This window comes from Streptomyces sp. NPDC037301 (assembly GCF_055602785.1).
The window spans coordinates 90,516-115,469 of record NZ_JBVJWD010000008.1; the positions used below are offsets into that span (position 1 = coordinate 90,516).

Annotated in this window: 19 protein-coding genes and 1 pseudogene; 14 read left to right on the plus strand and 6 right to left on the minus strand. The window is 70.0% G+C overall.

The annotated features are described in order from the left end of the window. Positions 1–10: 10 nt before the first annotated feature. The 9 genes and pseudogenes from ACZ7IB_RS15685 (at position 11) to ACZ7IB_RS15725 (ending at position 7,541) form a co-directional block, all read left to right on the plus strand. Positions 11–1,006 (plus strand): TauD/TfdA family dioxygenase, encoded by a 996-nt coding sequence (locus tag ACZ7IB_RS15685; protein ID WP_470913175.1) that lies wholly within the window; start codon positions 11–13, stop codon positions 1,004–1,006. Beyond that, positions 1,003–2,073 carry a 2,3-diaminopropionate biosynthesis protein SbnB gene (sbnB, locus tag ACZ7IB_RS15690; protein WP_470913013.1) on the plus strand — a complete coding sequence of 357 codons (1,071 nt, stop codon included), beginning with the start codon at positions 1,003–1,005 and terminating at the stop codon, positions 2,071–2,073. The genes ACZ7IB_RS15685 and sbnB overlap by 4 nt, the downstream gene beginning before the upstream one ends. Before the next feature lie 209 nt (positions 2,074–2,282). Then, entirely contained in the window at positions 2,283–3,359 is a 1,077-nt protein-coding gene (gene sbnA / locus ACZ7IB_RS15695) for a 2,3-diaminopropionate biosynthesis protein SbnA (protein WP_470913014.1), read from the plus strand. Between the two features lie 263 nt (positions 3,360–3,622). Continuing rightward, a complete protein-coding gene (locus ACZ7IB_RS15700) occupies positions 3,623–3,922 on the plus strand; it encodes a hypothetical protein (RefSeq protein ID WP_470913015.1) in 300 nt (99 codons plus the stop codon). A gap of 218 nt (positions 3,923–4,140) precedes the next feature. Continuing rightward, positions 4,141–4,599, plus strand: a complete 459-nt coding sequence (locus ACZ7IB_RS15705) for a CBS domain-containing protein (RefSeq protein WP_470913016.1) — start codon at positions 4,141–4,143, stop codon at positions 4,597–4,599. Positions 4,600–4,837: 238 nt separating this feature from the next. Beyond that, complete coding sequence (locus ACZ7IB_RS15710) at positions 4,838–5,428, plus strand: PhzF family phenazine biosynthesis protein (RefSeq protein ID WP_470913017.1); 591 nt, start codon at positions 4,838–4,840, stop codon at positions 5,426–5,428. Between the two features lie 78 nt (positions 5,429–5,506). Further along, a pseudogene (locus ACZ7IB_RS15715) lies at positions 5,507–5,656 on the plus strand (transposase); the annotation flags it as partial. A 111-nt stretch (positions 5,657–5,767) separates the two neighbouring features. After that, positions 5,768–6,097: a helix-turn-helix domain-containing protein gene (locus ACZ7IB_RS15720; RefSeq protein ID WP_470913018.1), complete on the plus strand. Its 330-nt coding sequence runs from the start codon at positions 5,768–5,770 to the stop codon at positions 6,095–6,097. Then, positions 6,090–7,541, plus strand: a complete 1,452-nt coding sequence (locus ACZ7IB_RS15725; protein ID WP_470913019.1) for a dihydrolipoyl dehydrogenase family protein — start codon at positions 6,090–6,092, stop codon at positions 7,539–7,541. Before ACZ7IB_RS15720 ends, ACZ7IB_RS15725 begins: the two co-directional genes overlap by 8 nt. Before the next feature lie 49 nt (positions 7,542–7,590). Here the strand turns inward: ACZ7IB_RS15725 and ACZ7IB_RS15730 are convergent, their stop codons facing one another. From ACZ7IB_RS15730 to ACZ7IB_RS15740, 3 genes are read right to left on the minus strand one after another with little or no spacing between them, the layout of a single operon-like run. Continuing rightward, complete coding sequence (locus ACZ7IB_RS15730; protein ID WP_470913020.1) at positions 7,591–9,093, minus strand: LacI family DNA-binding transcriptional regulator; 1,503 nt, start codon at positions 9,091–9,093, stop codon at positions 7,591–7,593. A 24-nt stretch (positions 9,094–9,117) separates the two neighbouring features. After that, positions 9,118–9,396: a hypothetical protein gene (locus tag ACZ7IB_RS15735; RefSeq protein ID WP_470913021.1), complete on the minus strand. Its 279-nt coding sequence runs from the start codon at positions 9,394–9,396 to the stop codon at positions 9,118–9,120. Then, positions 9,393–9,977, minus strand: a complete 585-nt coding sequence (locus ACZ7IB_RS15740) for a carbohydrate ABC transporter permease (RefSeq protein WP_470913022.1) — start codon at positions 9,975–9,977, stop codon at positions 9,393–9,395. The genes ACZ7IB_RS15735 and ACZ7IB_RS15740 overlap by 4 nt, the downstream gene beginning before the upstream one ends. 13 nt (positions 9,978–9,990) lie before the next feature. On the opposite strand from ACZ7IB_RS15740, the gene ACZ7IB_RS15745 reads away from it, so the two are divergent. Continuing rightward, the gene (locus ACZ7IB_RS15745) at positions 9,991–10,368 is read left to right on the plus strand and encodes a hypothetical protein (protein ID WP_470913023.1); all 378 of its coding nucleotides are present in this window, start codon (positions 9,991–9,993) and stop codon (positions 10,366–10,368) included. A 285-nt stretch (positions 10,369–10,653) separates the two neighbouring features. On the opposite strand, the gene ACZ7IB_RS15750 is transcribed toward ACZ7IB_RS15745, so the two are convergent. Next, complete coding sequence (locus ACZ7IB_RS15750) at positions 10,654–12,066, minus strand: aminopeptidase P family protein (RefSeq protein WP_470913024.1); 1,413 nt, start codon at positions 12,064–12,066, stop codon at positions 10,654–10,656. Between the two features lie 218 nt (positions 12,067–12,284). On the opposite strand from ACZ7IB_RS15750, the gene ACZ7IB_RS15755 reads away from it, so the two are divergent. Continuing rightward, entirely contained in the window at positions 12,285–13,268 is a 984-nt protein-coding gene (locus ACZ7IB_RS15755) for a LuxR family transcriptional regulator (protein ID WP_470913025.1), read from the plus strand. 398 nt (positions 13,269–13,666) lie between these two features. Here ACZ7IB_RS15755 and ACZ7IB_RS15760 read toward each other — a convergent pair whose 3' ends face one another. Then, positions 13,667–14,749, minus strand: coding sequence for a winged helix DNA-binding domain-containing protein (locus tag ACZ7IB_RS15760; protein WP_470913026.1), 1,083 nt, complete (start codon positions 14,747–14,749; stop codon positions 13,667–13,669). Between the two features lie 628 nt (positions 14,750–15,377). On the opposite strand from ACZ7IB_RS15760, the gene ACZ7IB_RS15765 reads away from it, so the two are divergent. From ACZ7IB_RS15765 to ACZ7IB_RS15775, 3 genes are all read left to right on the plus strand, one after another. After that, on the plus strand, positions 15,378–17,588 hold the full coding sequence (locus tag ACZ7IB_RS15765; RefSeq protein WP_470913027.1) for a HelD family protein: 2,211 nt from the start codon (positions 15,378–15,380) through the stop codon (positions 17,586–17,588). A 572-nt stretch (positions 17,589–18,160) separates the two neighbouring features. After that, positions 18,161–21,895: a S8 family serine peptidase gene (locus ACZ7IB_RS15770; protein ID WP_470913028.1), complete on the plus strand. Its 3,735-nt coding sequence runs from the start codon at positions 18,161–18,163 to the stop codon at positions 21,893–21,895. A 183-nt stretch (positions 21,896–22,078) separates the two neighbouring features. Then, on the plus strand, positions 22,079–23,200 hold the full coding sequence (locus ACZ7IB_RS15775) for a PP2C family protein-serine/threonine phosphatase (RefSeq protein ID WP_470913029.1): 1,122 nt from the start codon (positions 22,079–22,081) through the stop codon (positions 23,198–23,200). Positions 23,201–23,475: 275 nt separating this feature from the next. Here the strand turns inward: ACZ7IB_RS15775 and ACZ7IB_RS15780 are convergent, their stop codons facing one another. Next, positions 23,476–24,870, minus strand: coding sequence for a hypothetical protein (locus tag ACZ7IB_RS15780; protein WP_470913030.1), 1,395 nt, complete (start codon positions 24,868–24,870; stop codon positions 23,476–23,478). Positions 24,871–24,954 lie beyond the last annotated feature (84 nt).

Below are 24,954 nucleotides of genomic sequence, written 5' to 3' on the forward strand. Positions count from 1 at the left end.
GATGTCGTTCATGCCCACGGCGTCGCTGGAAGACGTGGAACTGGAACCCGGCAAACCTCCGCTGCTGCGGGCCAGTGCCGCCGGCGGCGCGCTGAGCTGGGCGGCCGAGCACCGGGACGCGCTGCGCGCTGTCGTCGCCGAGCACGGTTCGGTCCTGGTCCGCGGCCTCGGGCTGCACGATGCGGCCGAGACCGGCGCCGTCTTCTCGAAGCTGGCCACCGGTCTGATGACCGAGAAGGAGGTCTTCGCGCCGCGACGGACCTACTCCGACGGCGTGTACTCCTCGTCGAAGTGGCCGCCGAACCAGCCGATGTGCATGCACCACGAACTGAGCTACACGCTTGAGTTCCCCGGCCTGATGATGTTCGCCTGCCTCAGCGTGCCCACCGACGGCGGGGCGACCGCGGTGGCCGACTCACCGACCGTACTCGACGCGCTGCCCGCCGAGTTGACAGAGCGGTTCGAGCGGGAGGGGTGGCTGCTCAGCCGCAGCTACAATGAAGAGATCGGGGCGTCCATCGCCGAGGCGTTCGGCACCGAGGACCGTGGTGCCGTCGAAAGTTACTGCCGCGCGAACGCGATCACGTTCGAGTGGCAGCCCGACGGTGGACTGCGCACCAGACAGCGCCGCAGCGCCGTGGTGCGTCACCCGGTCAGCGGTCGGCGCTGCTGGTTCAACCAGATTGCGTTCCTCAACGAGTGGACGATGGCCCCCGAGGTGCGCGAGTACCTGGTGGACGTCTACGGCGCCGACGGGCTGCCGTTCAATACCCGCTTCGGCAACGGCGACCCGATCGGCGAGGACGTCGTGCAGCTGCTCAACAGCGTCTACGAGGCCAACACCGCACGCGAGCCGTGGCAGGCCGGCGACCTGATGCTCGTCGACAACATCCGCACCGCGCACAGCAGGGAGCCCTTCGAGGGACCGCGCGAAGTGCTCGTCGCCATGGCCGACCCGGTGCATCTGGCCGATTGCTCGCCAACCATCGAGGTGACCGCAGGATGACCACCATCAGTTCCACCGCAACACAGTCCGCGATGGCCGCGCCGATCACCGTGCCACCGTTCGCGGTGATCTCCGGTGCCCAGGTCCAGCGCGCGCTGCACGGATGCGAAAAACGGATCGTGGAGTTGGTAGAGGCCACCTACCGGGTGCACGGCGCCGGTGATTCGGTGAACCCGCCGTCGTACTTCCTGCGTTTCCCCGACCGCCCGTCCTCCCGCATCATCGCGCTGCCCGCCTCGATCGGCGGGGAGGTGCGCGTGGACGGCCTGAAGTGGATCTCCAGCTTCCCGGAGAACGTGACGGCCGGCATCCCGAGGGCCTCGGCCGTGCTGATCCTCAACGACCACGACACCGGTTACCCGTTCGCCTGTCTGGAAAGCTCGATCATCAGCGCCACCAGGACGGCCGCGTCGGCGGCGTCGGCGGCCGACTGGCTCAGCCGCGACCGGCCGCGACCGACGCGTGTCGGGTTCTTCGGGGTGGGCTTGATCGCCCGCTACATCCACACCTTCCTGGCCGGCACCGGCTGGTCGTTCGACGAGATCGGCGTGCACGACCTGTCCGCCGACAGCGCGGCAGGCTTCCGGTGCTACCTGGAGCAGTCGGGCACTGCCGGCCGGATCACCGTGCACGACAGCGCCGAGCAGTTGATCCGCAACAGCGACCTCGTGGTCTTCGCCACCGTCGCCGGTCAGCCGCATGTCAGCGACCTGTCGTGGTTCGCACACAATCCGCTGGTGCTGCACGTTTCGCTGCGCGACCTCGCGCCGGAGATCCTGCTCGCCTCGACCAACGTCGTCGATGACATCGAGCACTGTCTGAAGGCCGACACCTCGCCGCATCTGGCCGAGCAACTCACGGGCAACCGGGACTTCCTGCACGGCACGCTGGATGACGTGATGGCCGGGCGGGTGACGGTGCCGGCGGACCGGCCGGTGGTGTTCTCGCCCTTCGGCCTCGGGGTGCTCGATCTCGCGGTGGGCAAGTACGTCTACGCCGAAGTGGTCCGCCGCGGAGAGTTGCACGTCGTCGACGACTTCTTCCACGAACTGAGCCGGTACGGATGAGCCGGCCGAGAACCCAGGAGGCTTACCCACGACTGATCCCAGGAGATCACGACTCAAGTCTCAGCAGGCCCTGACGCACGAGACAGCGGCCGCTGACGCAGGGCCCCGTCCGGCTCGATCGGGCACAGGTTTCCGCCCGCAGAGCGAGAAGCCCGCCCACGGTCGGATGGACGTTCCGAAAGCGCTCTGCTCCAACAGAGGAGACCATCGTGCCCGTCGTATCCGTTCCCTACGCCTTCAACGAAGAGGAGCTCTATGTCGACCTTCGGTCGATAATCGGGCATTCGCTCTTCCTGAAGTGTGAGGGCTTCAACTTCGCCGGCTCGATCAAGTTGAAGGCCGCGCTCGAGATGGTGGAGGCCGCCGAGCGGGATGGAGTCCTGACGCCGGAATCGATCCTGGTCGAGTCCTCGTCCGGGAACCTCGGCGTGGCGCTGAGCATGATCGCGGCGAGCAAGGGCTACCGGTTCCTGTGTGTGACGGACTCCCGCGGCAACCTGTCGACCAGGTTGATGATGGAGGCGTTGGGCAGCCAGGTGCACGTGATCGCCGATCAGGAGGCCAACGGCGGCTTTCTCGGCGCGCGGATCGATTACATCCGCGCGCTGTGCGCCTCCGACGACCGGTACGTGTGGCTCAGCCAGTACACCAATCCGAGTAACTGGAAGGCGCACTACCGCAAGACGGCGCCGGAGATCGCCCGCCAGTTCCCGCAGCTGGACGTGCTGTTCGTCGGGGCCGGCACCACCGGGACCCTGATGGGCTGCGCGCGCTACTTCCGGGAGTGGCACCGACCGGTGCGGATCATCGCGGTGGACAGCGTCGGCTCGGTGTCCTTCGGCGGTCCGCCGGGCCGCCGGATGATTCCCGGCCTGGGGATGAGCATGCGCCCGCCGCTGCTCGACGAGTCCTATGTGGACGAGGTGATGTACATCGAGGAGGCGGACACCATCCGTACCTGCCACCGTCTGGCCAGGCGCGGATTCCTGTTCGGCGGCTCCACCGGCACGGTGGTCAGCGGAGCCACGGACTGGTTGGCCCGGCATGACACGCGCGAACTCACCGCAGTGGCCATCGGCCCGGACCTCGGCGAGCGCTACCTCGACACCATTTACCAGACCAACTGGCTGCAGGATCTCTACGGCAAGGACGTGCTCGACTCCGACGAGGTGACCGCCGGTTCCTGGGCATCCTCCCCCGCGCCACCCCCACGGTGGGTCCGGCGGCTGGACCCTGCAGACCGGCAACCGCAATGTCAACCAGCGCCATCAGTTCCAGGTTCGTAAGACCTGGGTGTTCTGTCCATGGAGCCGGCAGCCCACACAAGGCCCTCCTGGGTGCCACACGCAGAGCAGGCGGCTGAAGTGTGGCGTCCCGCCTTCACCAGTTGGCCGCCCGGCGCGCATCCGGGGCCGGGCAGACCAGCCCCCACCGGGCCGGTGGATGGACGGAACAGCTGCTCGGCATGCGACGTGCGCCATACCGGAGCACTCTGATCGTGAAGCTGCCTGTCCCCCGACCGGCAGCCGGGCAGGAAGGGGTGGCAGCGATGTTCGCGAGGCTGAGCACCTATGAGGGATCACCGGTTCCTGCGCAGGGAGGCCTGACCGCGAACTGGGACGAGACTCTCGAACAGGTCCAGGACGTCCCCGGCTTCCGGGGCGTGTACTACCTCGTCGACCGAGCCTCCGGGAAGGCCAAATCGCTGACCTTGTGGGATGACGAGCAGACCATGCAGGCCAGCGAGGAAAGGACAACCCGGCTCCGCGAAGAAATCGCAAAGAGGGAAGGTCAACGGGTTGTCTCGGTCGAGCGCTTCGAGGTGGGATTCAGTCACCTGGCGCCATAGCAGTCATCGTTCCGCATGTTGACGGCGCCGTGGGGTCGGCGGGCCGAGGAGCCACGGTCGATGGCGCCAAAAGGACTGGACGAGCGCCTGGATCGGTGCGCGATCGCGGCCGGCCTCGGTTTCCCTGTCTTGCTGACGCTTCCGGGGAGCGGTGACGAGCCATTCGTGTTGTGATCGATGGCGGAGGACATAAACGCTGTCGAGAACGGGAGGAAATCATGGCTGAGAAGCTGCGAGCGCGAGACATCATGTCCGGCGGCGTGCAGTGCGTCGGGGCGCACCAGTCGCTGTTCGACGTGGCGAAGATGATGCGCGATCTGGACGTCGGATGCCTGCCCATCTGCGGCGACAACAACAAGCTCACAGGCTTGATCACCGACCGTGACATCATCGTCAAGTGCTGTGCCGAGGGCGTCGACCCGGCAACAGTGCAGGCCGGATCGCTCAATGCCAGGGTGCACTGGATCGATGCCGAAGCGGACGCCACCGATGTCCTGACGATCATGGAGGAACATCAGATCAAGCGGTTGCCGGTGATCGACGTCCAGAGCGGCCACCGTCTGGTCGGCATGATCACGGAGGCCAATCTTGCGAAGAATCTGAGCGACGAACAGATTGCCGAGTTTGCGAGCCGCGTATACGCGAGCGCTGGAATTTCCGGTCAGTCCGCACACTGAGGCGTCTCCTCGAACCCCGGAGGACAGTCGCCGACCGGGGGTCCGATCCGCACGGCATTCGGCCGCCGCGCCGATGAACTGGTAGACGCCGCACACGAATGCATGGTCCGCGATGCATGCACGGACCATGCTCCTGGCATTGATACGGGTCGTACTGCCTGTTGAGTCCGAGGCCGCGACTGGGCGATCCGTTGGTTCGCACCGCTCGTCGAGACCAAATCTGTGCGGCCATGCCACATTGGCTACGGCGCACATCCTGCGCGTGGAGCGGGGTCTCCTGGGCACCGTGCGGTTCAGCAGTCGGCAAAGCGGCGTCCTGGTCACCCACGCCCACGAATCAGGCAGCGTCACTCTGGACTTTCCGGCCGCGCCCGGCGCCGAAGTCCCCGTACCGGAAGGACTGGCCGAGGCGCTGGCGGTCAGGCCTGAAGCCACCTTCCATACCGGCGCGCTCGGCGATCTGCTGACAGTCCTGCCCGACGAAGCCACCGTTCGGGCCGTGACTCCCGACCTGGACGCGGTAGCCGCCCTGACGCGCCGCAAGGGCCTGCGCGGCGTCATCATCACGGCCCCGGCGGCCGAGACCGGTCTGAAGTACGACTTTGTGTCCCGCTTCTTCTCACCGGCCGACGGCATTCTCGAGGACCCGGTCACGGGCAGCGCCCACACCGCGCTCGCCCCGTACTGGTCGAGGCGCCTTGGCCGCGACGAACTCACCGGCCTCCAGGCGTCCGCGCGTCCTGGTCGGGTCCACACTGCCGTGCACAGCGACCGCGTCCACCTCACAGGGAACGCCGTCACGGTCATGGACGGCACCCTGCACGCCTAGAACTCGTCCGGCCGGTTCCGCTGCCCACCTGCGACTCCTGAGGCCGTCTCAGCCTGTGTCCCGCCGGGATGTCCCACAACCGCGGGCCGGACGGAGAACTGCCAGGTCGGTGTCCTTCTCGCCTACGCCGCCCAGCGCCGTCGGACATTGATCGACCGCCGGCTGTGTCTTCCCGCCTCCTGGACGGACGACCGCGAGCGCTGCCGCCGGGCCCGCATCACTGATGAGACCGCGCGGATGCCCGCCCAGCGCGCTGAGCCGGAACGGACCGGCAACGCGAAATCCGGGCCGCCGTCGTTGGCGTAGAAGGCGGTCCTGGGCATTCGGGGCGGCCACCGCGTGGTCGAGTCTGGCGTTCACGGCGGGTGCTGCTTCCACGGTGATGGCGCTGCCGAGACGGGCATCTCGCGTGCCACCGCCCACCAATGGGTCCGCCGGTGGCGGGACGAAGGTGACGAGCTGCACGACCGTTCCGACCGACCCCACGCAACACCGTGCCGCACGCCGCCCCGAGCCGAGGCCCAGGTGTGCCGGTTGCGACAGGAACGAAAGCTCATCCGGCCACTGGGGCAGCTTGTCCGCCGGCGCGGACGGAGGACTGTCGTCAAGCAACGCAACCCATGGCTGAGCGATCGACCGCTGATCGTGATGCGATGGAGAAATGAATGAATCACTGAAAAACCGCACAAATGGAACATATGATGTGGTCGTGCTGGGCGCAGGCCCGGTCGGACAGAACGTCGCCGACCGTGCCCGTGCCGCCGGCCTCACGGTCGCCGTCGTGGAGTGCGAGCTCGTCGGCGGTGAATGCTCCTACTGGGCGTGCGTTCCCAGCAAGGCGCTGCTACGGCCGGTCGTCGCCGTCGCCGACACCCAGCGGGTGGACGGCGCCCGGCAGGCCGTCACCGGCCGGCTCGACACCGACCGGGTCTTCGCCCGCCGCAACCACTACGTCACCGACTGGGACGACAGCGGACAGGCCAAGTGGGTCAGATCCATCGGTGCCGATCTCTTCCGTGGCCAAGGCCGGATCGACGGCCCCCGCCGGGTTACGGTCACCCGGGACGACGGCGCAAGCCAGACGCTCACCGCCCGGCACGCCGTGGCCATCGCCACCGGCAGCCGCCCGGCGCTGCCCGACATCCTGGGCATCAAAGATGCTCGACCCTGGACGAACCGGCACGGCACCGACTCCAGCACCGTCCCCGCCCGGCTCGCCGTCGTCGGTGGCGGCGGGGTCGGTGTCGAAATGGCCACCCTCTGGCAGGGCGTCGGCTCCCAGGTCACCCTGCTCGCGCGCCGCCCCCTGCTGCCCCGGATGGAACCCTTCGCGGGCGAGCTCATCGCACGCGGCCTGACTCAGGCGGGCGTGGACGTGCGGATCGGAGTGCAGGTGACCGCCCTGCGTCGCCCCGACCCCGCCGGACCGGTCACCCTCACCCTCGACGACGGCAGCGAGCTGGAGGCCGACGAAGTCATGTTCGCCACCGGCCGCGCCCCCCACACCGACGACATCGGCCTGGACACGGTCGGCCTCACCCCAGGCTCCTGGCTGGACGTGGACACAACCTGTCTGGTCCGCGGCGTCGAAGGCGACTGGCTGTACGCCCTTGGCGACGTCAACCACCGCGCTCTCCTCACTCACCAGGGCAAGTACCAGGCCCGGACAGCGGGCGACGCAATCGGCGCACGCGCCGCCGGCCTCCCGCTGGATGACGCCCCCTGGGGCGACCACGCCACCACCGCCGACCAGCACGCCGTGCCGCAGGTCTTCTTCACCGACCCCGAGGCGGGCGCGGTGGGCCTGTCCGCCGAGGAAGCAGCCCGGGCCGGCCACCGCACCAAGGTAGTCGACCTCGACTTCAACGCCGCGCAGGGCGCCAACCTCTACGCCGACGGCTACCAGGGCCACGCCCGGATGGTGGTCGACCTCGACCGGGAGGTCCTGCTCGGGGTGACCTTCGTCGGCTACGGAATCAGCGAACTGCTGCACTCCGCGACCATTGCCGTCGCCGGCGAGGTCCCGCTCAAACGACTGCGGCACGCGGTCGCCTGCTTCCCGACCGTCAGCGAGATCTGGCTCTTCCTCCTCGCCGCCTACCAGCGGAACTAGGCGGTGTATCCGTGGGCCACGCTCCACCCCCGGTTTCGCCGCGCAGCTGTCACCCTTGCGTCTCTGCTGATGCGGGCGTGACATTTGAAGACGCCGCCCGGCGAGGTGCCGGACCCGTGGAGGCGCGGATGACCAGTTCCGGGTCGAAGAGGAGTTCGCCGGTGGGCACCTCGCGGTTGCTGACCAGGGCCAGCACGCTGCGGCCCACCTCCAGGGCCAGCCGGTCCGCGGGCTGGCGGACCGTGGTCAGGGCCGGGTCGGTGAACTCGGTGACCGAAGAGCCGTCGTAACCCACCACCGAGACGTCGTCCGGCACCGACAGACCCTGCCGCCGGATGCCACGGACAGCGCCCAGCGCCATGTAATCGCTGGCCGCGACGATCGCGGTGGCCCCGAGCGCGACCAGGGACGCGGCGGCCGCCTGTCCGCCCTCCACGGTGTAGGACTGCCGCACGACCCACCGCTCCGCGTCGTCCGCGCCGCGGCGGGTCATGGCGTCGACGAAGCCCCTCACCCGGCGATCGGCGGGCCGGTTGCCCGACGGGCCGGAGGCCATGCCGATGCGCCGGTGCCCGAGGCGGTGGAGGTGGTCCACGGCCAGTTCGGCCGCGAGCGCGTCGTCGGTGGAGAAAACCGGCGCCGGCACCCCGTCGGCGAACTCACCGTTGATGCCCACGTACGGGACGCGGCGCTGACGCAACAGCTCGTAGCTGTCGGTGTCGGCGCCCTCCACCGTGTTGGACGCCGACAGGAAGACGACCGCCGCGACACCCTTGTCCACCAGGGCGGAGAGGAAGTCCAGCTCCTGCACACCGCCGGGGAAGACGGGGCACAGCACCGTCTTGAGGCCGTGCGGCGCGAGCGACGACTCGATCCGCTCGGCAACATCGGCGAAGAACGGATTGGAGACGAACTCGGTCACCACGGCTACCAGTTGCCCCTGGGTAGGACGCTCGTAGCCGAGCTCGGCCATGGCCCGCTCGACCGCCTCCCGCGTCTTGCGCGACACGCCCTGACGCCGGTTGATCACCCGGCTGACGGTGGCCTCGCTGACCTGTGCATGGGCTGCGACGTCGGTGATGCCGACCTTCATCGCGGTCCTTCCGTGAGTGTGAGCGACAGCGCACCGCCGCGTGGGGCGGCCAGCGGGTGGCCCCTCCGGCAGGAGCGTCAGAGGATCAGCCATCATACGGCCGTCCGGCCCGTGGACCCGTGCCCGTACCGGGCCGCCGCCCCCGGTGACCTCCACCATCACCCGGTCCCGGTCCGAGCCGTTGACCAGGTGGAAGCGGCGGTACGCGGCGAAGTCGAGGACCGCCACCCGGTCGCCATGCAGGCTCAGCAGGCACTCGTCGCCCCTGGCCGCCGCCACCAGCGGGTACAGCTCGTCAGGCTGTCCCGGCTCGATGCGGCCGTCGAGCAGCAGCTCGCGGTGGAGGTGCCACCACCCGAGCCAGAAGCGCACCACCTCCCGATGCTCCGGCGGGACCTCGTCCAGGCGTACGGAGATCTGCGGCACCGCGTGCAGCGCCCCGATCATCTGCCGGGCCACCGCCTCGGCCGTCGCGCCGCCCGATCACATCACCAGGTCGGAGTGGATGCCAGTAGCCCGCGGCTCGCCGAGCGGCACCGAGAGACGGATCTCCACGGGGGTGCCCTGGGCCCGTACGTCCAGCTTCCGCAGCCTGCCCGGGAGTTCGGTCAGGGTCCAGCGCGGGCTTGGGCCTCCGCCCGGTGCGAGGACGGCGATCGACACCTCCTCGAGGAGCGGTTCCGCGAGGGCCGGGGCCTCGTGCGCGGTGGTCACGGCGTCGTGCTTGACCGTCTGCATCTGCTGATGTGTGTTCGTGGTCATTCCTTCACCGCTCCCGCGAGCAGGCCGGAGACGAAGTGGTGTTGGAGGAGAAGGAACACCACCGCCATGGGGACGGCGGCGATCGAGGTACCCGCCAGGATGGCGCCGTAGTCGGTCTCGTCCAGTCCCTGGAGCGAGGCGAGCGCGACGGGGATGGTGAAGGAGGTGTCATCGCGCAGCACGATCAGTGGCCAGACGAAGTCGTTCCGCTGATAGAGGAAGAGGAAGATGGCCAGGGCCGCGAGGGCCGGGCACATCGGCGGCAGCGCGACCCGCCAGAACAGCCGCAGTTCACCGCAGCCGTCCATCCGGCCCGAGTCGAGCAGTTCCTTCGGCAGCGCGGCCATCGACTGCCGCATCAGGAAGATGCCGAAGGGCAGCGCCAGGTTGGGGGCGATGACCGCCTGATGGGTGTCGAGCCACTGGAGCTCGGCCATCATCTTGAAAAGCGTCACCAGGGTGACCTGCGCGGGGACGACGAGTCCCGGCATCAGCAGCCCGAACAGGGCCTCATGGCCGCGGAAGCGATAGGTGGCGAAGGGCGACGGTGGCGACAGCGCTCTGCTCGCGGTGTCCCCCACCCACCGGGAGCGGATGTCCGCTCCCGTTCCCTCCTGGGAGGACGACCGCGGCTTCCCTCGCGCGGTCGAGTACCGGGCCACCGCCGACTACACCGGCTGGCTCGCCGCCCCCGAGGGCCCCGACCTTCTCGCCCGCCTCCCTGGCGTGACCCCACTGCCCGCCGACGACGGCCTCGCCATGCGGGCCCTGCGCCTGCCGCCCGGCCTCGCCCGCACCCATGCCGAGGCTGCCGCCCTGCGCGAGAAGATCGCGACCCGGCTGGGCTGCCGGGTGCTGACCTGGCCCTGGCCGGGCAGCGGCGGCATCCGGATCTGCGGGCAGATCTACAACCTGCCCGCAGAGTACGAACGCCTCGCCGTGGGACTGCGGTCCCTGCTGGACGGGCGATGACGAGCCGGGGCCGTCGTCCGGGCGCCGCGGCGGCCGCGGCCGGCCCGGGCGCATCGGCCCACGGGGTTGTCTACACGGCCGGCCAGTGGCCATCCTGCGGTGGCAGGGCAGACGTTCGACTGCGCCCTTGACCTGGGGCCCGGTGGGTCCCGGCCGGCTCGCCGGTCGCGACGAGGCCTCCGAGGGCGGCTTTCCGGGCCGGGCCCCTGCGGCAGGCCCAGGCGTTGCCGGTCGGCACCCGTTCGATCCGGCGGGATCCGGCACCGGGCCCCTTCTTCACCGCACTCAACCCGCGAACCGGGCCATCCACGCCTCGACGTCGTCCGCCGACCGTGGCAGACCCGCCGACAGGTTCTCGTGACCGTCGTCGGTGACGACCAGATCGTCCTCGATCCGGACGCCGATGCCGCGCCACTCCTCGGGCACGGTGAGATCGTCCGGCTGGAAGTACAGGCCGGGCTCGACGGTGAGCACCATGCCCGGCTCCAGCACGCCGTCGACGTACTCCTCGTGCCGGGCCTGCGCGCAGTCATGGACGTCCAGACCGAGCATGTGACCGGTGCCCGCCATGGTGAAGCGGCGTTGGAGGCCGAGTTCGTACGCGCGGTCGGCCGGGCCTTCGATGAAGCCCCACTCGACCAGCCGGGCCGCCAGGTGGCGCTGGGACGCCTCGTGGAAGTCGCGGTACGCGGCGCCCGGCTTGACGGCGGCCATGCCGGCCTCCTGGGCCTCGTACACCGCGTCGTAGACCTTGCGCTGCAGAGGAGTGAAGGTTCCGCTGATCGGAAGCGTGCGCGTGACGTCGGCGGTGTAGAGGGTGTGCGTCTCCACTCCGGCGTCGAGCAGGAGCAGGTCCCCCGGGCGCACCGGACCGTCGTTGTCCGTCCAGTGCATGATCGTGGCGTGCTCGCCCGCGGCGCAGATCGAGCCGTAGCCGACGGCATTGCCCTCGAGGCGTGCGCGGCGGAAGAACGTGCCCTCGATCCACCGCTCGGACGACGCGATCGCCCGGGAGAGCTCACCGATCACATCGGTGAATCCGCGCACCGTGGAGTCCACGGCCTTGCGGAGCTCGGCGATCTCCCAGTCGTCCTTGACGAGGCGGAGATCGCTGAGCGCCTCTTCCAGTTCGGCGTCGCGCTCCTCATCTGTGGTGACGGCGGCCTCCAGGGACGGGTCGAGATCCCGGACGATCCGGGTCGGCGCACCGGAGGCGGCGGCCAGGTCACCGGCCGCCGTGCGGACGTCCCGGCAGGGCAGACCGAGTACGAACTCCGACTCGGCGAGGGAGCGGCGCCGGCCCATCCACAGCTCCGCCGTGGCGCCGGTCCAGAACTCGTCGTTGTCCCTGCTGTCCCGCGGCAGCTGGTAGCAGTAGGCGTCATGGCCGCCGTCCGCACGGGGTTCGAAGACGAGCGCGCCGTCCCGGGCCTGGTCTCCGGTCATGTGCACGTAGCCCGAGTACGGGCGGAACGGGTAGGTGTCGTCGTTCGAACGGACCTTGAGATTCCCCGCGGGAATCACGAGGCGTTCGCCGGGGAAGCGCGCGGAGAGCGCGGCGCGGCGGCGGGCCGCATACGGAGCCTGCTCGCCGAGCCGCAGGTCGTGCCGCTCGGTGTCCGCCCACCCCGTCCGCATCAGAGCGGACAGTTCCTCGGAGATCCCTGAGTAGAGACCGTTCTTTCGGCCTTTCGCCACGTCATGCACCTTCTTCTGGGTGAGTTCCTCAGCGGCGAGGGGCAGAGGGGGCCATACGGACAGGCCGAGCTCCCTCCCGGTGCGGTCCGGGCGCCCTCGCTGCCACCGGTCGATGGCGGCTCCCGGACCGTATCCCGCACCGCGCGCGCTTGGTGCCGAAGACTGCCACTGGCACAGATCGGCCATAGCCCCGACAGGAGCCGTCGATAATGCGGCGTATGACGAACGCGAAACTCGGCGAGGCCCTTCGGCTTCTGGGAATCGATCACGCGGCGGGCCAGGTCTATCTGGCGCTGCTGGAGCTGGCCCCCGCTCCGCTGAGTGCCATCGGAACCGCGGCCGGTCTGGGCGCTGCCGAACTCTCCACGGCGTACGGCGCACTGGTCGACGCCGGTCTGGCCAGTGCCGCCGAAGAGGGCGCGGACGTGGTGGCCCCGGTTCCGCCCACCGCGGGCCTGGAGATCCTCGCCCGGCATCGGGCGGCCGAGCTCGAGGAGTCGCGCATCACCGTCGGGGGCGCGTTCGAGTCGTTCCGGCGACAGCGGCTCGCCGCGTACAACGACAATCTCGTCGAGGTCGTGACCGGCGACGCCATCGGCCCCAGGATTCGTCACGCTTGGGCGAGCGCCCGCGATCAGATCCGGCAGTTCGAGTCACCACCGTACTTCCCCTTGTCCGGGGCCACGGACGACGCGCTGGCCACGCTCGCCCGCGGTGTGACGCAGCGTGTCGTGTACTCGCGGGAGTCGCTGGAGCATCCGGGCCACCTGAAGGAGGTCATCGAACCGTGCATCAAGGCCGGCGAACAGGCCAGGGTACTGCCGTCGGTGCCGGTCAAACTCGTGATCATCGACGAGGCGTACGCGCTCGTGTCGTTGTCGATCAAAGAGGCCGACGTGCACAACACCATGCTGGTCGTGCAGCCGTGCGGCCTGCTCTCCGCACTCGTGGCACTGTTCGAGCAGTCCTGGCAGAACGCCCTGCCGTTCCACGGCCGCACCACCCGCCCAGGCGGCCTGCCACCCGCCGACCGCCGCCTGCTGTGGCTCCTCGCGGGCGGCGCGAGCGACGACGTCATCGCCCGCGAGATGGGAATCAGCCGCCGCACGCTGTTCCGCCGCCTGCAGATCCTGATGGCCCAGCTGGGCGCCGCGAACCGCTTCCAGATGGCCTTGCAGGCACAGCGCTGCGGATGGTTGTGACCCGCACACTGCCGGACGAAACCAAGGCGAGCGGCTCGAACGTGCTCGGCCGGCGGCGCCGAGGACTGTCGCCGCATGGCGGACGGCGTCGACCCGGCCCGCTGCGAAACACCCGGACCTTCACCGAACCGTCCTGGGCCACGCGCACCGTGAAGTTCAGGTCGAACTTGGCGGTCACGAACCCGGGCACCAGGCCCTCGGCCTGCAGCGCGTGGAACTCGGGCAGCTCCTCGTAGCCGGTCGGCGTTCCAGCACCCTCCTCGACCTGGACGCGCACTCGGAAGAAGGAAGTCCGGTTGCCGGCCCGAGGGGGCTGGAGCCGGTCCACGAGCAGATCGAACGGCAACCCGCCGTGGGCGTAGTCGGCGACCAGCGCGTCCCTGGTACGGCGCAGCGGTTCACCCGAGGAACCGGGCGATGTCCGCCTCCTCGGCGGCAATGCCCGCGAGCATGTCGTCCGTCAACTCTCCGAAGGGGGTGAGGGCCACAGCCCTGCCCCGGTTCCGCTTGCTCCAGGTCGCACAGGCCAGGCCGTCCACCGTGACCGTCGGCCGGATCTGCCCGCCGCCGGGCCAGACCTGCCGCTCGTAAGGCACGGCCACGGAGAGCGCGCGGGTCCGATAGCCGACCAGGTAATTGTCGTATGCCGGCAGCAGCCGGACGTCCAGCGCCGGTTCAGCGGTCGCCTCGATGCGCTCCGCGGGCAGTGCGCAGCGCTGTCCCGCCACCTCGCACGCCACGGACTCGCCGGCGTCCTCAAGCGTCCGCCAGGCCCTTCGGGCCATCGCGGCAGGCAGCCCCGACCACGTCGTGAAGTCCTCCAGGGCGGCGGGCGCGTGGGCGGCCAGATAGCGGCGGGCCAGCTCGACAGCGGCCGACTCCACGTCGAGGGCGGGGCCGCCGTCCGCCGGCAGCCAGTCGTCGAGCAGGACGAACGTGGCCTCGCCGTCGTCCTTGGTGGGGCCGTGGCAGATCTGCCCCAGCAGCGCACAGCGCCGTACGAGGTGGAACGGTACCTGGCCGCGGGGGGGCAGTCCGGCCCCGGCCAGCCGTTCGGCGAGCTCGGCGCGGGTCAGCGGGCCCTCGGCGGCCAGCGCGGACGTGATCAGGCGCTCGGCACGGGCGAGCGCATCGTCGTCCAGGCCGAGCTCGCGGTAGCGCCGGGCGCTGAGCTTCAGGAAGACCGGGCCCAGCAGCACGGTCAGCCAGTGCAGATCGGCTGCGGATACCAGATACAGCGTGCCGCGCATGAACCAGCCGCGTACGACGCTCCGCTCGACGTTCGTCGCCCTGTCCACGGCCTCGGCCGTGAGGTCGACGGCCCGGGCCCTCAGCCCGAGCGCCGCGGCCGACGCGTCCTGCGCCTGCACGGCGAAGGCCCGCGCCATTACGTCCGGCACCGAGGTGCCACGCAGCCCGCCTCCGATGCCCTGCGCGCGAGCGCGCATCAGCCGGGCTTGTTCCGCATCCACTGTCCGCATGCCGATTCACTCTAGAACCTTGGAACTCAGGCAAGTTGAGTGGTCGGTGCTGAAGCAGCCGCGCTCAACGCCTCCGCGGCCTCCAGCCGGCAGTACAGCGTTTCCAGTACGAGGCCGGGGCTTCCGTCGCCACTTCGGTGAGCTCGTTCTCGACCAGCCGGTCACGCCGGACCTGCAAAGCCTGTATTGATCCTTGACAGACGGCTGCCGGAAGCTTTGCCACGGCAGAACAGCGGGCGTGACGGCCCGGGTGTGAGGACCCGGTGGCCGAGCGCCGGGACCCGATGGGGAGTCAGGAGGAAGCCATGACCGCCGGGCGGTCCAGCACCGTCCTGGAGCGAACGGGCGAGGAACGGGCGTTGCTGACCCGTCCGGAGCTGTTGCGCGCCGACGGCATCAGGGCGACGGACGACGCGCCGAGGTGCTCGGCCTCTCGTAGGAGTCGCCCCGATGCGGGGCCCGCAGTACCGGCAGCACAAGAAATCCCCGGTCCGCAATTGCGGACCGGGGATTTTCCCGGGTATATTGAGTGTTTCTGTGTGCCCACAGAAAAGCCCCACAACGGGGGCCACTTAAGAAGCACCATATCCGGCAGGGAGCCATTTTGTCAACTCGGGAAAGTGCCGAATTGCAGAAGGAGCAGGAATTCATCGGCCGGCTCTATGACCGTGTCGACGTGCTGCGCGGAGTCGCCGCACAGCACGTCGAGGACGCGCTGACGCCGGTCGGGACCGGACTGCAGGCCCGTCTCGAACGCGACGTGCTCGTCGCCGAACGCTCGGGTCTGCTGGCGGCTCTGAATGCGGTGGACGGCTCGCTGTGTTTCGGCCGCATCGATCTCTCCGACGGCGCCGCGCACCATATCGGCCGTATCGGAATCCGCGAGGACGACACCGCGCATACGCCCCTTCTGATCGACTGGCGCGCGCCGGTCGCCCGCCCCTTCTATCTCGCCACCGGTCACATGCCGATGGGGCTGCGCCGGCGCAGACACATCACCACCAAGGGCCGCGTCGTCACCGAGTTGCACGACGAGATCCTCGACGTCGGGGACCGCGAGCGCACCGGTTTCGAGGACCCGAGCGGCGATGCGGTGCTGCTCGCCGCCGTGAACTCCGCCCGCACCGGCCGCATGGGCGACATCGTGCGGACCATCCAGGCGGAGCAGGACCGCATCATCCGCGCCCCGCACCGCGGTGTGCTCGTAGTCGAGGGCGGTCCCGGTACCGGAAAGACGGCGGTGGCGCTGCACCGGGCCGCCTTCCTGCTGTACGAGCACCGTGAGCTGCTCGCCAAGCGAGCCGTCCTGATCGTGGGCCCCAACCCGGCCTTCCTGAGCTACATCGGCGAGGTGCTCCCCGCGCTCGGCGAGACCGGTGTCCTGCTCGCCACGCAGGCCGAACTCTTCCCCGGGGTCCATGCCGACGGCACCGACACACCCCGTGCCGCCGCTGTCAAGGGCGGTGAGCCGATGGCGGAGGCGCTCGCGCTCGCCGTGCGCGACCGGCAGCGGCTGCCCGAGCCCGGCGCCCCGCTGGTCATCCCGCACGACGACGGGGACCTCCTCCTCGACTGGGAGATCGCCCACGAGGCCCGCCAGGCGGCCCGCGACACCCGCCTGCCGCACAATCTCGCCCGTCCGCACTTCGCGTTCCGGATCATCGATGCCCTCACCGCGCAGCTCACGGAGCGAATCGGGGCCGACCCGTACGGCGGTCCCAATTTCCTCGGCCCCGACGACATCGCCCAGCTCGGCAAGGGTGTCGCCGTCAGCGAGGCGGTGCACTCGGCCGTCGACGAACTGTGGCCCGCGCTCACCCCGGAGGGGTTTCTCACCGGCTACCTGGCCGACCCCGTGTACGTATCGGACGAGGACGCCGTAGCCATCCGGCGCGCACCCGTCGGCGGAAAGTGGACCTCCGCCGACGTTCCGCTGCTCGACGAGGCGGCGGAACTCCTCGGGGTCGACGACAGCGCCGAGCGAGCCGCCGCCGAGGCCGAGCGCCAGGAGCGGATCGCGTACGCGCAGGGCGTTCTGGAGCTGTCGAGGGGCTCGGAGACGTACGAGTTCGAGGACGAGGAGTCCGAGGTCCTGGCCGCCCACGACGTCATCGACGCCGAACGGATGGCGGAGCGGCAGGAGGAGGCCGATCACCGCAGCGCGGCCGAGCGGGCCGCCGCCGACCGCTCCTGGGCGTTCGGGCACATCATCGTCGACGAGGCGCAGGAGTTGTCGCCGATGGCGTGGCGGCTGCTGATGCGCCGTGCGCCGACCCGCTCGCTGACCCTGGTCGGCGACCCCGCGCAGACCTCCGAGGAGGCAGGCGTCGGCTCGTGGGAGAAGATCCTGGAGCCGTACGTCGGTGGCCGCTTCGAGCACGTCAGGCTCGAGGTCAACTACCGCACGCCCGCCGAGATCATGGAGCTGGCCGCCAGGGTCGTGCGCGCCGACGACCCTTCCTTCGAGCCGCCCGGCTCGGTGCGGTCCACCGGCGAGGTGCCGTGGACGCGGGACGCCGGGGAGGACCTGGCGGGGGCGGTGGCGCAGGCGGTCTCGGAGCTGATGCCCAAGGAGGGACGCCTCGCGGTGATCGCGCCGCGGGCGCTCCACGAGGAGATCGCCGCTCCACTGGACGGAGTCAGGGCCGGTGCCGAACCCGATCTGACCCGCACGGTGGTTCTGCTCGACCCCCGGCAGGCGAAGGGGCTCGAATTCGACCATGTGCTGGTCGTGGAGCCCGCCAGGTATGGGACCAGCGACCTGTACGTGGCTCTGACCCGCGCCACGCAGCGCCTGGGCATCGTCCACCGGGAGGAGCTGCCCGAGTCACTGCGCTGACGGCACCCGGACACGGTACTCGAGCGGCACCGGCCATGGGTGCCGCCGTTCCCGGGCCCGTCACCGCGGGTGTCCGGGCCGGCCTGCGAGGGCCGGTCCGGACGTCAAGATCGGCGCGCTGCCACTGGCCGTGGCTCGCGATACAGGTTGCCGCGTCGCCTGTCTGCCGGGGCTGACGATGCGGCGGATAGCTGATCTCTGGCTCGCGCAAACCCCCGACGCCTATCGGCACGGCACCGACATCCTGGTCCGCACCGACAGTGCCGGATCCGCGCCGGTCTCACCGGCCACGCGGTGGCCGCGCAGGTGGAAATGCCGGCGCACTCTGTGCAGCGGCGCATCCAGGGGTTGATGGTCCCGGCCGGGACGACCACCCGCGTCCAACTCGGCTGGTACGCCCGCCGCCACGGCTGGGCGTAGGGCGAGCCCGTGCTCCGCGGCCGTCACTGACGGGTCTCTGCCAAGGCAGATATCCGCCAGCGCAGAACGGTCGACACGCAACTTGCCGCCGCGAAAACTCTTCGCAGCACCTGGAACCACCCATTCACCGGGTGCGTGGAGGAGAGTCATCCATGACCAGATTATCCGCGAGGCGGAGATCCCGGCTGCTCGCAGCGGGGCTGTCGCTCGTACTGCTGCCGGCAGGGCAGGCCGTCGCAGCCGGGGCATTGGGGGCGGCGGGGGCGGGCACCGACCGTGCCACGTCACCCGTGCACGCACCCAGCACCGCGCGAACCGTCACCCTGATCACCGGTGATCAGGTGACCGTGACCGACCTCGGCGCGGGCCGGAAGTCGGTCGCCGTGGAGCGTCCCGAGGGCGCGACCGGAGCGGTTCGCAGCGAGATATCCGACGGCCGGATCACCGTCGTACCCGACGAGGCCCGGCCCTACCTCCAGGCAGGCGTCCTCGACGCCGAACTCTTCGACGTCACCGCTCTGATCGAGCAGGGGCTCGGTGACCCGTCGTCCGACGGCCTCCCGCTCATCGTGACGTACACGAAGAACGCCCGGAGCGCGACGCCCCACGGAGCCCGTCAGGTCCGTGGGCTGCCGAGCATAGGTGGTGCGGCCCTGGAGGCGTCGAAGTCCGGGGAGTTCTGGCGCACGGTCGCGTCGGACGTCACCTCCGGGGCACGCGGCGCGACTTCAGGCAGTGCGCGTCTGTCGGGAGGCGTCGCGAAGATCTGGCTGGACGCACGCGTCGACGTCGCGATGGAGGCCAGCAACGCCCAGATCGGCACCCCTGCGGCCTGGGAGGCCGGGCTGACCGGCAAGGGTGTCAAGGTCGCCGTCCTCGACACGGGCGTGGACCTGACCCATCCCGATCTCAAGGACCGGGTGAGCGAGACCAAGAGCTTCATCGACGGGCAGGAGGTCGCCGACCGGCACGGCCACGGCACCCATGTCTCCTCCACCGTCGGTGGCAGTGGCGCGGCGTCCGACGGCAAGGAGAAGGGCGTCGCGCCCGGCGCCACGCTCGCCGTCGGCAAGGTTCTCAACAACCAGGGCTCCGGATTCGATTCGCAGATCATCGCCGGGATGGAATGGGCGGCCAAGGACGTCCACGCCAAGATCATCTCCATGAGCCTCGGATCGCGGCAGGGCAGTGACGGCACCGACCCGATGGCCCAGGCGGTGAACACCCTCTCCAAGGACACGGGCGCCCTGTTCGTGATCGCGGCCGGCAACGCCGGCTCACCCGGCAGCATCGGCTCCCCCGGCGCGGCCGACTCCGCGTTGACGATCGGCGCGGTCGACTCCGCCGACCGGCGTGCCCCCTTCTCCAGCCAGGGCCCGCGCCTCGGCGACAACGCGCTGAAGCCCGACCTGTCCGCGCCGGGCGTGAACATCCTCGCGGCGCGCTCGCAGCTCGTGAGCGGCAGCGGCCCTTACACATCGATGAGCGGTACGTCCATGGCCACCCCGCACGTCGCGGGCGTGGCGGCGCTGCTCGCCGAGAAGCACCCCGACTGGAGCGGACAGCAGCTCAAGGACGGGCTGATGAGCACGTCCAAGCAGATCAGCGGCACTTCGTACGAGGTGGGTGCGGGCCGCGTGGACGTCCCGTCCGCCATAGCCGCGCAGATCACCGCGACCGGCAGTGCCGACCTCGGCTTCACCAGCTGGCCCTACGAGGCGAACAAGCCGGTCACGAAGACGCTGACCTACACCAACGCCTCCGACCGGCCGGTCACCCTGGCGTTGACCGCCGAGGGCGCTCCCGCCGGCGTGGTCACCCTCGCCGACTCCACCCTCACCGTGCCGGCACACGGCACCGCGCAGACCACGGTCACCGGTGACGGCACCGCCGCACCCGTCGGCGCCACCTCCGGACGGATCGTCGCCAAGGCCGGCGACACGGTCGTCGCGCACACGTCCTTCGGCCTGACCAAGGAGGAAGAGCGCTACACCCTCACCGTCCACGTCAAGGACCGCGACGGCGCGGCGTCCGCCGCAAACCTGACCGTAAAGCAGCTGGCCAAGGACGTAGACCCGTTCCCTGCCACGGTCGGCGAATCCGGCACGCTCAAGCTGCGTCTGCCGCCCGGCATGTACACCCTGTGCAGCTTCCTCGACGTGCGTGGCAGCAAGGGCAAGGACTCGCTCGGCCTCGGTCTTCTCACCGAGCCCGAGGTCACCATGGACCGTGACCGCGAAGTCACCCTCGACGGGACGAAGTTGCGGGAGATCCGGGCCGAGGTGGACCAGCGGACCGAGACCCGTCAGCTGCTGATGAAGTTCAACCGGTCCGCGAACGGCGCGTCCTTCGCGCCGGCCGTGCAGGTCCCGCCGAAGTACGACAGCATCTTCGCCGCACCGACCCGCAAGCCCGCCACGGGCACCTTCGAGTACCGGACCGTCTGGCGGCTCGGCAAGCCGCAACTCGATGTCGAAGCAGGCGGCAAGCGGCTCGGCGAGACGACCGTGCAGTACGGATCGGACATGTTCACCGGGCAGAAGCGGATGGCCCTGGTGGACGCGGGCGCCGGAAGCCCCGCCGACTACGCCGGCAAGGACGTGGCGGGCAACGCGGTCGTCGTGCGTCGCACCGACGCGATCACGTCCGCCGAGCTGGCCCAGAACGCACGGGACGCGGGCGCCAAGGCTCTGTTCGTCACCGATGAGGCTCCCGGACGGCTGATGGCCAACTTCGGCGCGGCCGACGGGGAGACTCGTCCGCTGTACAGCGCGACGGTGAACGCACAGGACGGGGCGCGCCTGATCGAGGCCGCTCGGCTCGGCCGGGGCGTGGAACTGACCGGCACCGAGTTCACGCCGTATGTCTACGACCTCAGCAAGGGGTACTCGGGGGCGATCCCCGCTGATCTGACGTACCGGCCGGGCAAGAGGGAACTGGCGGTGGTCAACAACAAGTTCCACGCGCCGAAGCCCGCCGACGGCGGCGAGTTCCGTTACTCGATCACCGGCAGCTTCCCCTACGGCATCGGATTCCAGGAGAAGATCAAGTTCCCCGCGGAGCGCACCGACTACGTCAGCGCCGGCCCCGACCAGGGCTGGCACGAGTCCATGTCCAGCGGCCCGGGTGCCCTGGAGGAGCGCAGCGGCGTCGTGCACTATCGCGGCGGCACGCGCTCCGGGACCGACTGGTTCAAGCCGGTCCTGCACCCGTGGCTGGGTACCGGTCTCGGCTGGGGCCAGCGTCGCGCGGGCAACGACCTGGAGTTCAACACGCCGGGCTGGGGCGACTCGGGACCAGACCACACCGGCTTCGGCGAAGTGTTCAACCAGAAGTCGCTGACCCAGTTCACCGAGGTGTACGTGGACGGGGTGCAGGTCGACCGGAAGCAAGGCTCGGGGGTGCACGCCTGGGGCGTGAAGCCGACCGAGCAGGACTTCAAGGTGGTCACCGACACCACGATGGACCCGGACGTCTGGCGGCTCTCCACGAAGGGCCACTCCGAATGGACCTTCAAGTCGTCCGCCACGCCGGCCGACCGGTGGACGTATCTGCCGGTGCTCAACCTCGGGTTCGACGTCGACACCGACCTGCAGGGTGATGTGCGGGCCGGAAAGCGGCTGGATCTCGGGATCTTCTCCGAGTACATAGAGGGCGCGACGGACACCGGGAAGATCACCGGATCCACGCTGGAGGTCTCCTTCGACGACGGCGCGACGTGGACATCCGTCGAACTCGACGGCGTACGCGGCAAGTCCGCCGCCTGGGCCGGCTCCGTGCGGGTTCCGAACGACGCGCGGTACATCTCCGTGCGGGCCTCGGCCGCCGACAGCAAGGGCGGCTCGGTCAAGCAGGAGATCATCCGCGCGGTCGGCGTGCGGAAGTAACCGACCGGGTGGGAGCCGCGCAGTCGGCGGCGCGGCTCCCACCTGCCGCGTGAGCGATGCAAGGGCCGTAACCTGCATGTAGTGCTGCTCATCGCGCAGAGGACATCGTCCGGCGGGGCGCGGCTCGCCCGCGGCTGGGCCTGCCTACCGTACAGGGAGTACACCACCTGCCCGGGAGGCCCCGTGACCCGTAATCACCCGAAGAAATTCGCGCATCCTTTCGAAGTCGTCGAACCACCGCGCAACGCCGAAGTCGTGATCGGCGTGGTGTCAGTGACGGCCCTGGTGATGGTCCTCGGTGCCCTGTCCGGGTCCCTGGTGTGGCTTCTGGGGCTCCTTGTGTTCCTGCCGGGGACGGCGTCGGCGCTGTGCACCGTACGCCAGACGAAGTTTGTGTCTGCATGGACCACGCTTGTGGTGGCCGTCACCGTGGTGGTCCGGCACGGTGACGGACGGTCGTGGCTGGACAGGATCCTGATGATGCTGCTCACCCTCGCCCTGGGCGCGGTCTCCGTCTACGCCTGCCACCGTCGTATCCGCCGCGAGCACGAGACACTGCGGCTTCGCTCCACCGCCGCAGCGATGCAGCGCCACATCCTGCGCCCTCTGCCTCTGCTCACCGACGACGTCCTGGTCGACGGCGTGTACGAGCCCGTGCAGGAGGACCGGCTCGTCGGCGGCGACATCTACGACGTCGTCGTCTCTCCGTGGGGGACCCGGGTTCTGATCGGCGACGTCCAGGGCAAGGGCCTGCCCGCGGTCGGCGCCGCGTTCGCCGTCATCGGCGCCTTCCGTGAGGCGGCCCACCGGGAGCCCACCCTGACCGCGCTCGTCGATGCCCTCGATGCCTCTGTCGTACGGCACAACTCCTATGCTGCACAGACCGGCGACGACGAAAGGTTCGTCACAGCGCTCATCGTCAACGTCGACGCGCACGACGAGGTACAAGTCATCAACTGCGGGCACATTCCGCCGCAACTGGTGCACGACACCACCGTCACCACGCTGGCCATCGGCTCCGGCGTCCCCCTCGGTCTCGCCGAACTCTCCGCCGAACCCGCGACCGTCGACTGGTTCGCCTTCCCACCCGGCGCGACGCTGCTGCTGACCACCGATGGGCTCACCGAGACCCGCGCCGCCGACGGCACGTTCTACCCCGTCACCGAACGCCTCACCGAGCGCGCGTCGCTCTCTCCCACCGAGCTGCCGCACGCCCTCTACGACGACGCGCGTGCGTTCGCCGGAAAGGGCGGCCAGCACGACGACGTCGCGGTGCTGTCCGTCCGACGGTCACCGCACCGCTGAGCGCAACACGGCGCACGTACACGCAAACGCGCGGCCCCTCGGACGGCATGAAGAACACGGAATGCATCGGCGCGTACAACGCCGCGCGCCGCCGCCTCGGCCTCGTCCCACAGCCGCCACGGCGGCCCGGAGTTGAGAATGCGTGTGGCCGTGGAGTGGGCAGGGCTCCGCGACACCTCAGGTGACGGCACCCGTCGGTGCTTGTCGGCGTGCCGGAACGTCAACGTGGATTCGTCTGCACCCCGCGGCGGATGGGTTCAACGGTCTCTTTCTCGTCACCACCCGGTCCACAGCAGGTGGTTGACGAGCAGGGCGACGACGGCCTGCGCGGTCAGCCAGCCGCGCCGGGTGCCGGTGGGCAGAAGGGCGGCGGCGGGCAGCAACCAGAGGACGAAGGGCTGCCAGATGCGCTCGGTCTCCGCCTTGCTCATCCCGGACAGGTCGGCGGCCAGGAGTGCCAGGAGCGCCATCAGGGAGAGCAGAATCAGCCGTTGGGACGCGCAGGTGGTGCCGGCACGCAGGTCGCGTACGGCACCGGAGGCGCCGGTCGCGGCGCGGCGGAGTCCGGCGACCGTGGCGAGGCCCGCGGCGATCGTGGTGCAGGCGAGATTCGCCCAGACCCAGTAGGAGTACGGGCGGAAGCCGCCGGCCCCCTGGTAATAGCGCTCGACCAGCAATTGGTAGCCCTCCCACCAGTCGTAGCCTGCCAGGGTGAAGAGGACCGGGACGACCAGCGCTCCGGCGAGGAAGAGGGGGACGGGGCGCGCGGTACGGGCGAGGACGAGGACGGCCAGCAGCAGAAACGCGATCAGCGTCAGACCGTAACTGAGGTAGCAGGTCAGCCCGAACAGCAGACCGGAGGCGAATGCGGCGGCCATGGGGAGGCGGACCGAACGGGTCGCGGCCAGGGCGAGGAGGGCCACGGACCAGGCGGCGACGGCGGCGAAGTAGGCGTCCGCCGAGGTGCCGGTCCACACCGCGACCGGTGCGAGGACCAGGAACGGGGCGGCGCGGCGGGCGAGGCGCTCGTCGGCCAGGGCACGGAGCGCGACCAGCGCGGCGGGGACGGCGGAGCTGCCCACCACGATGCACCAGACCCCGGCCCAGGAGCCGCCGCCGAGCCCGATGCGGTCGAGCAGGACGAATGTGAGCGTGGCGCCCGGGGGGTGCCCGGCGACATGGGCGGGCCAGTTGTCCGGAGAGCCGATCAGGATGTGGTCGTCGAAGCCGCGCAAGGCCGCACCGATGTCCTGGAAACGGTCGATGACCTGGAGGTATTCATGTTTGGTGGTGAGCCGTTCGGCGATGCCCCGGCCCCAGCCGTCGATCAGGGCCAGCGAGAGGACCCAGGCGAGCGAGGCCGCCCAGGCGGCCGGGAGCAGCGCCCGTCGGCGGATACGGTCGGCCAGGGGCGGCCCGTACGCGACGACGGCCGCCGCGACGACGAGGGCGGCCGGGGTGCCGGGGCCGGTGTGCGGGTACCAGGACGCCAGCAGAGGAGGCCAGTGGACATAGAGGCTTCCGTCGGCGTCCTGGATCGACCTGCCGACGAGCACGGCGGCGGCGACGAGCAGAACGCCCGCGGCGGCGGCGATCAGGTCGAGGCGGCGGCCGGTGCGGTGCCCGATGTTGTCCGTGGTGGGATGTGCTGTGCGGTCCTCGGTCTTCACGCAGGCACGCTATGCACAGCAGGGCGGTTACGCGTGATGCCACAGGGTCGCGTCACCGAACCGTCAGATCTTGCTCCGGCTGCC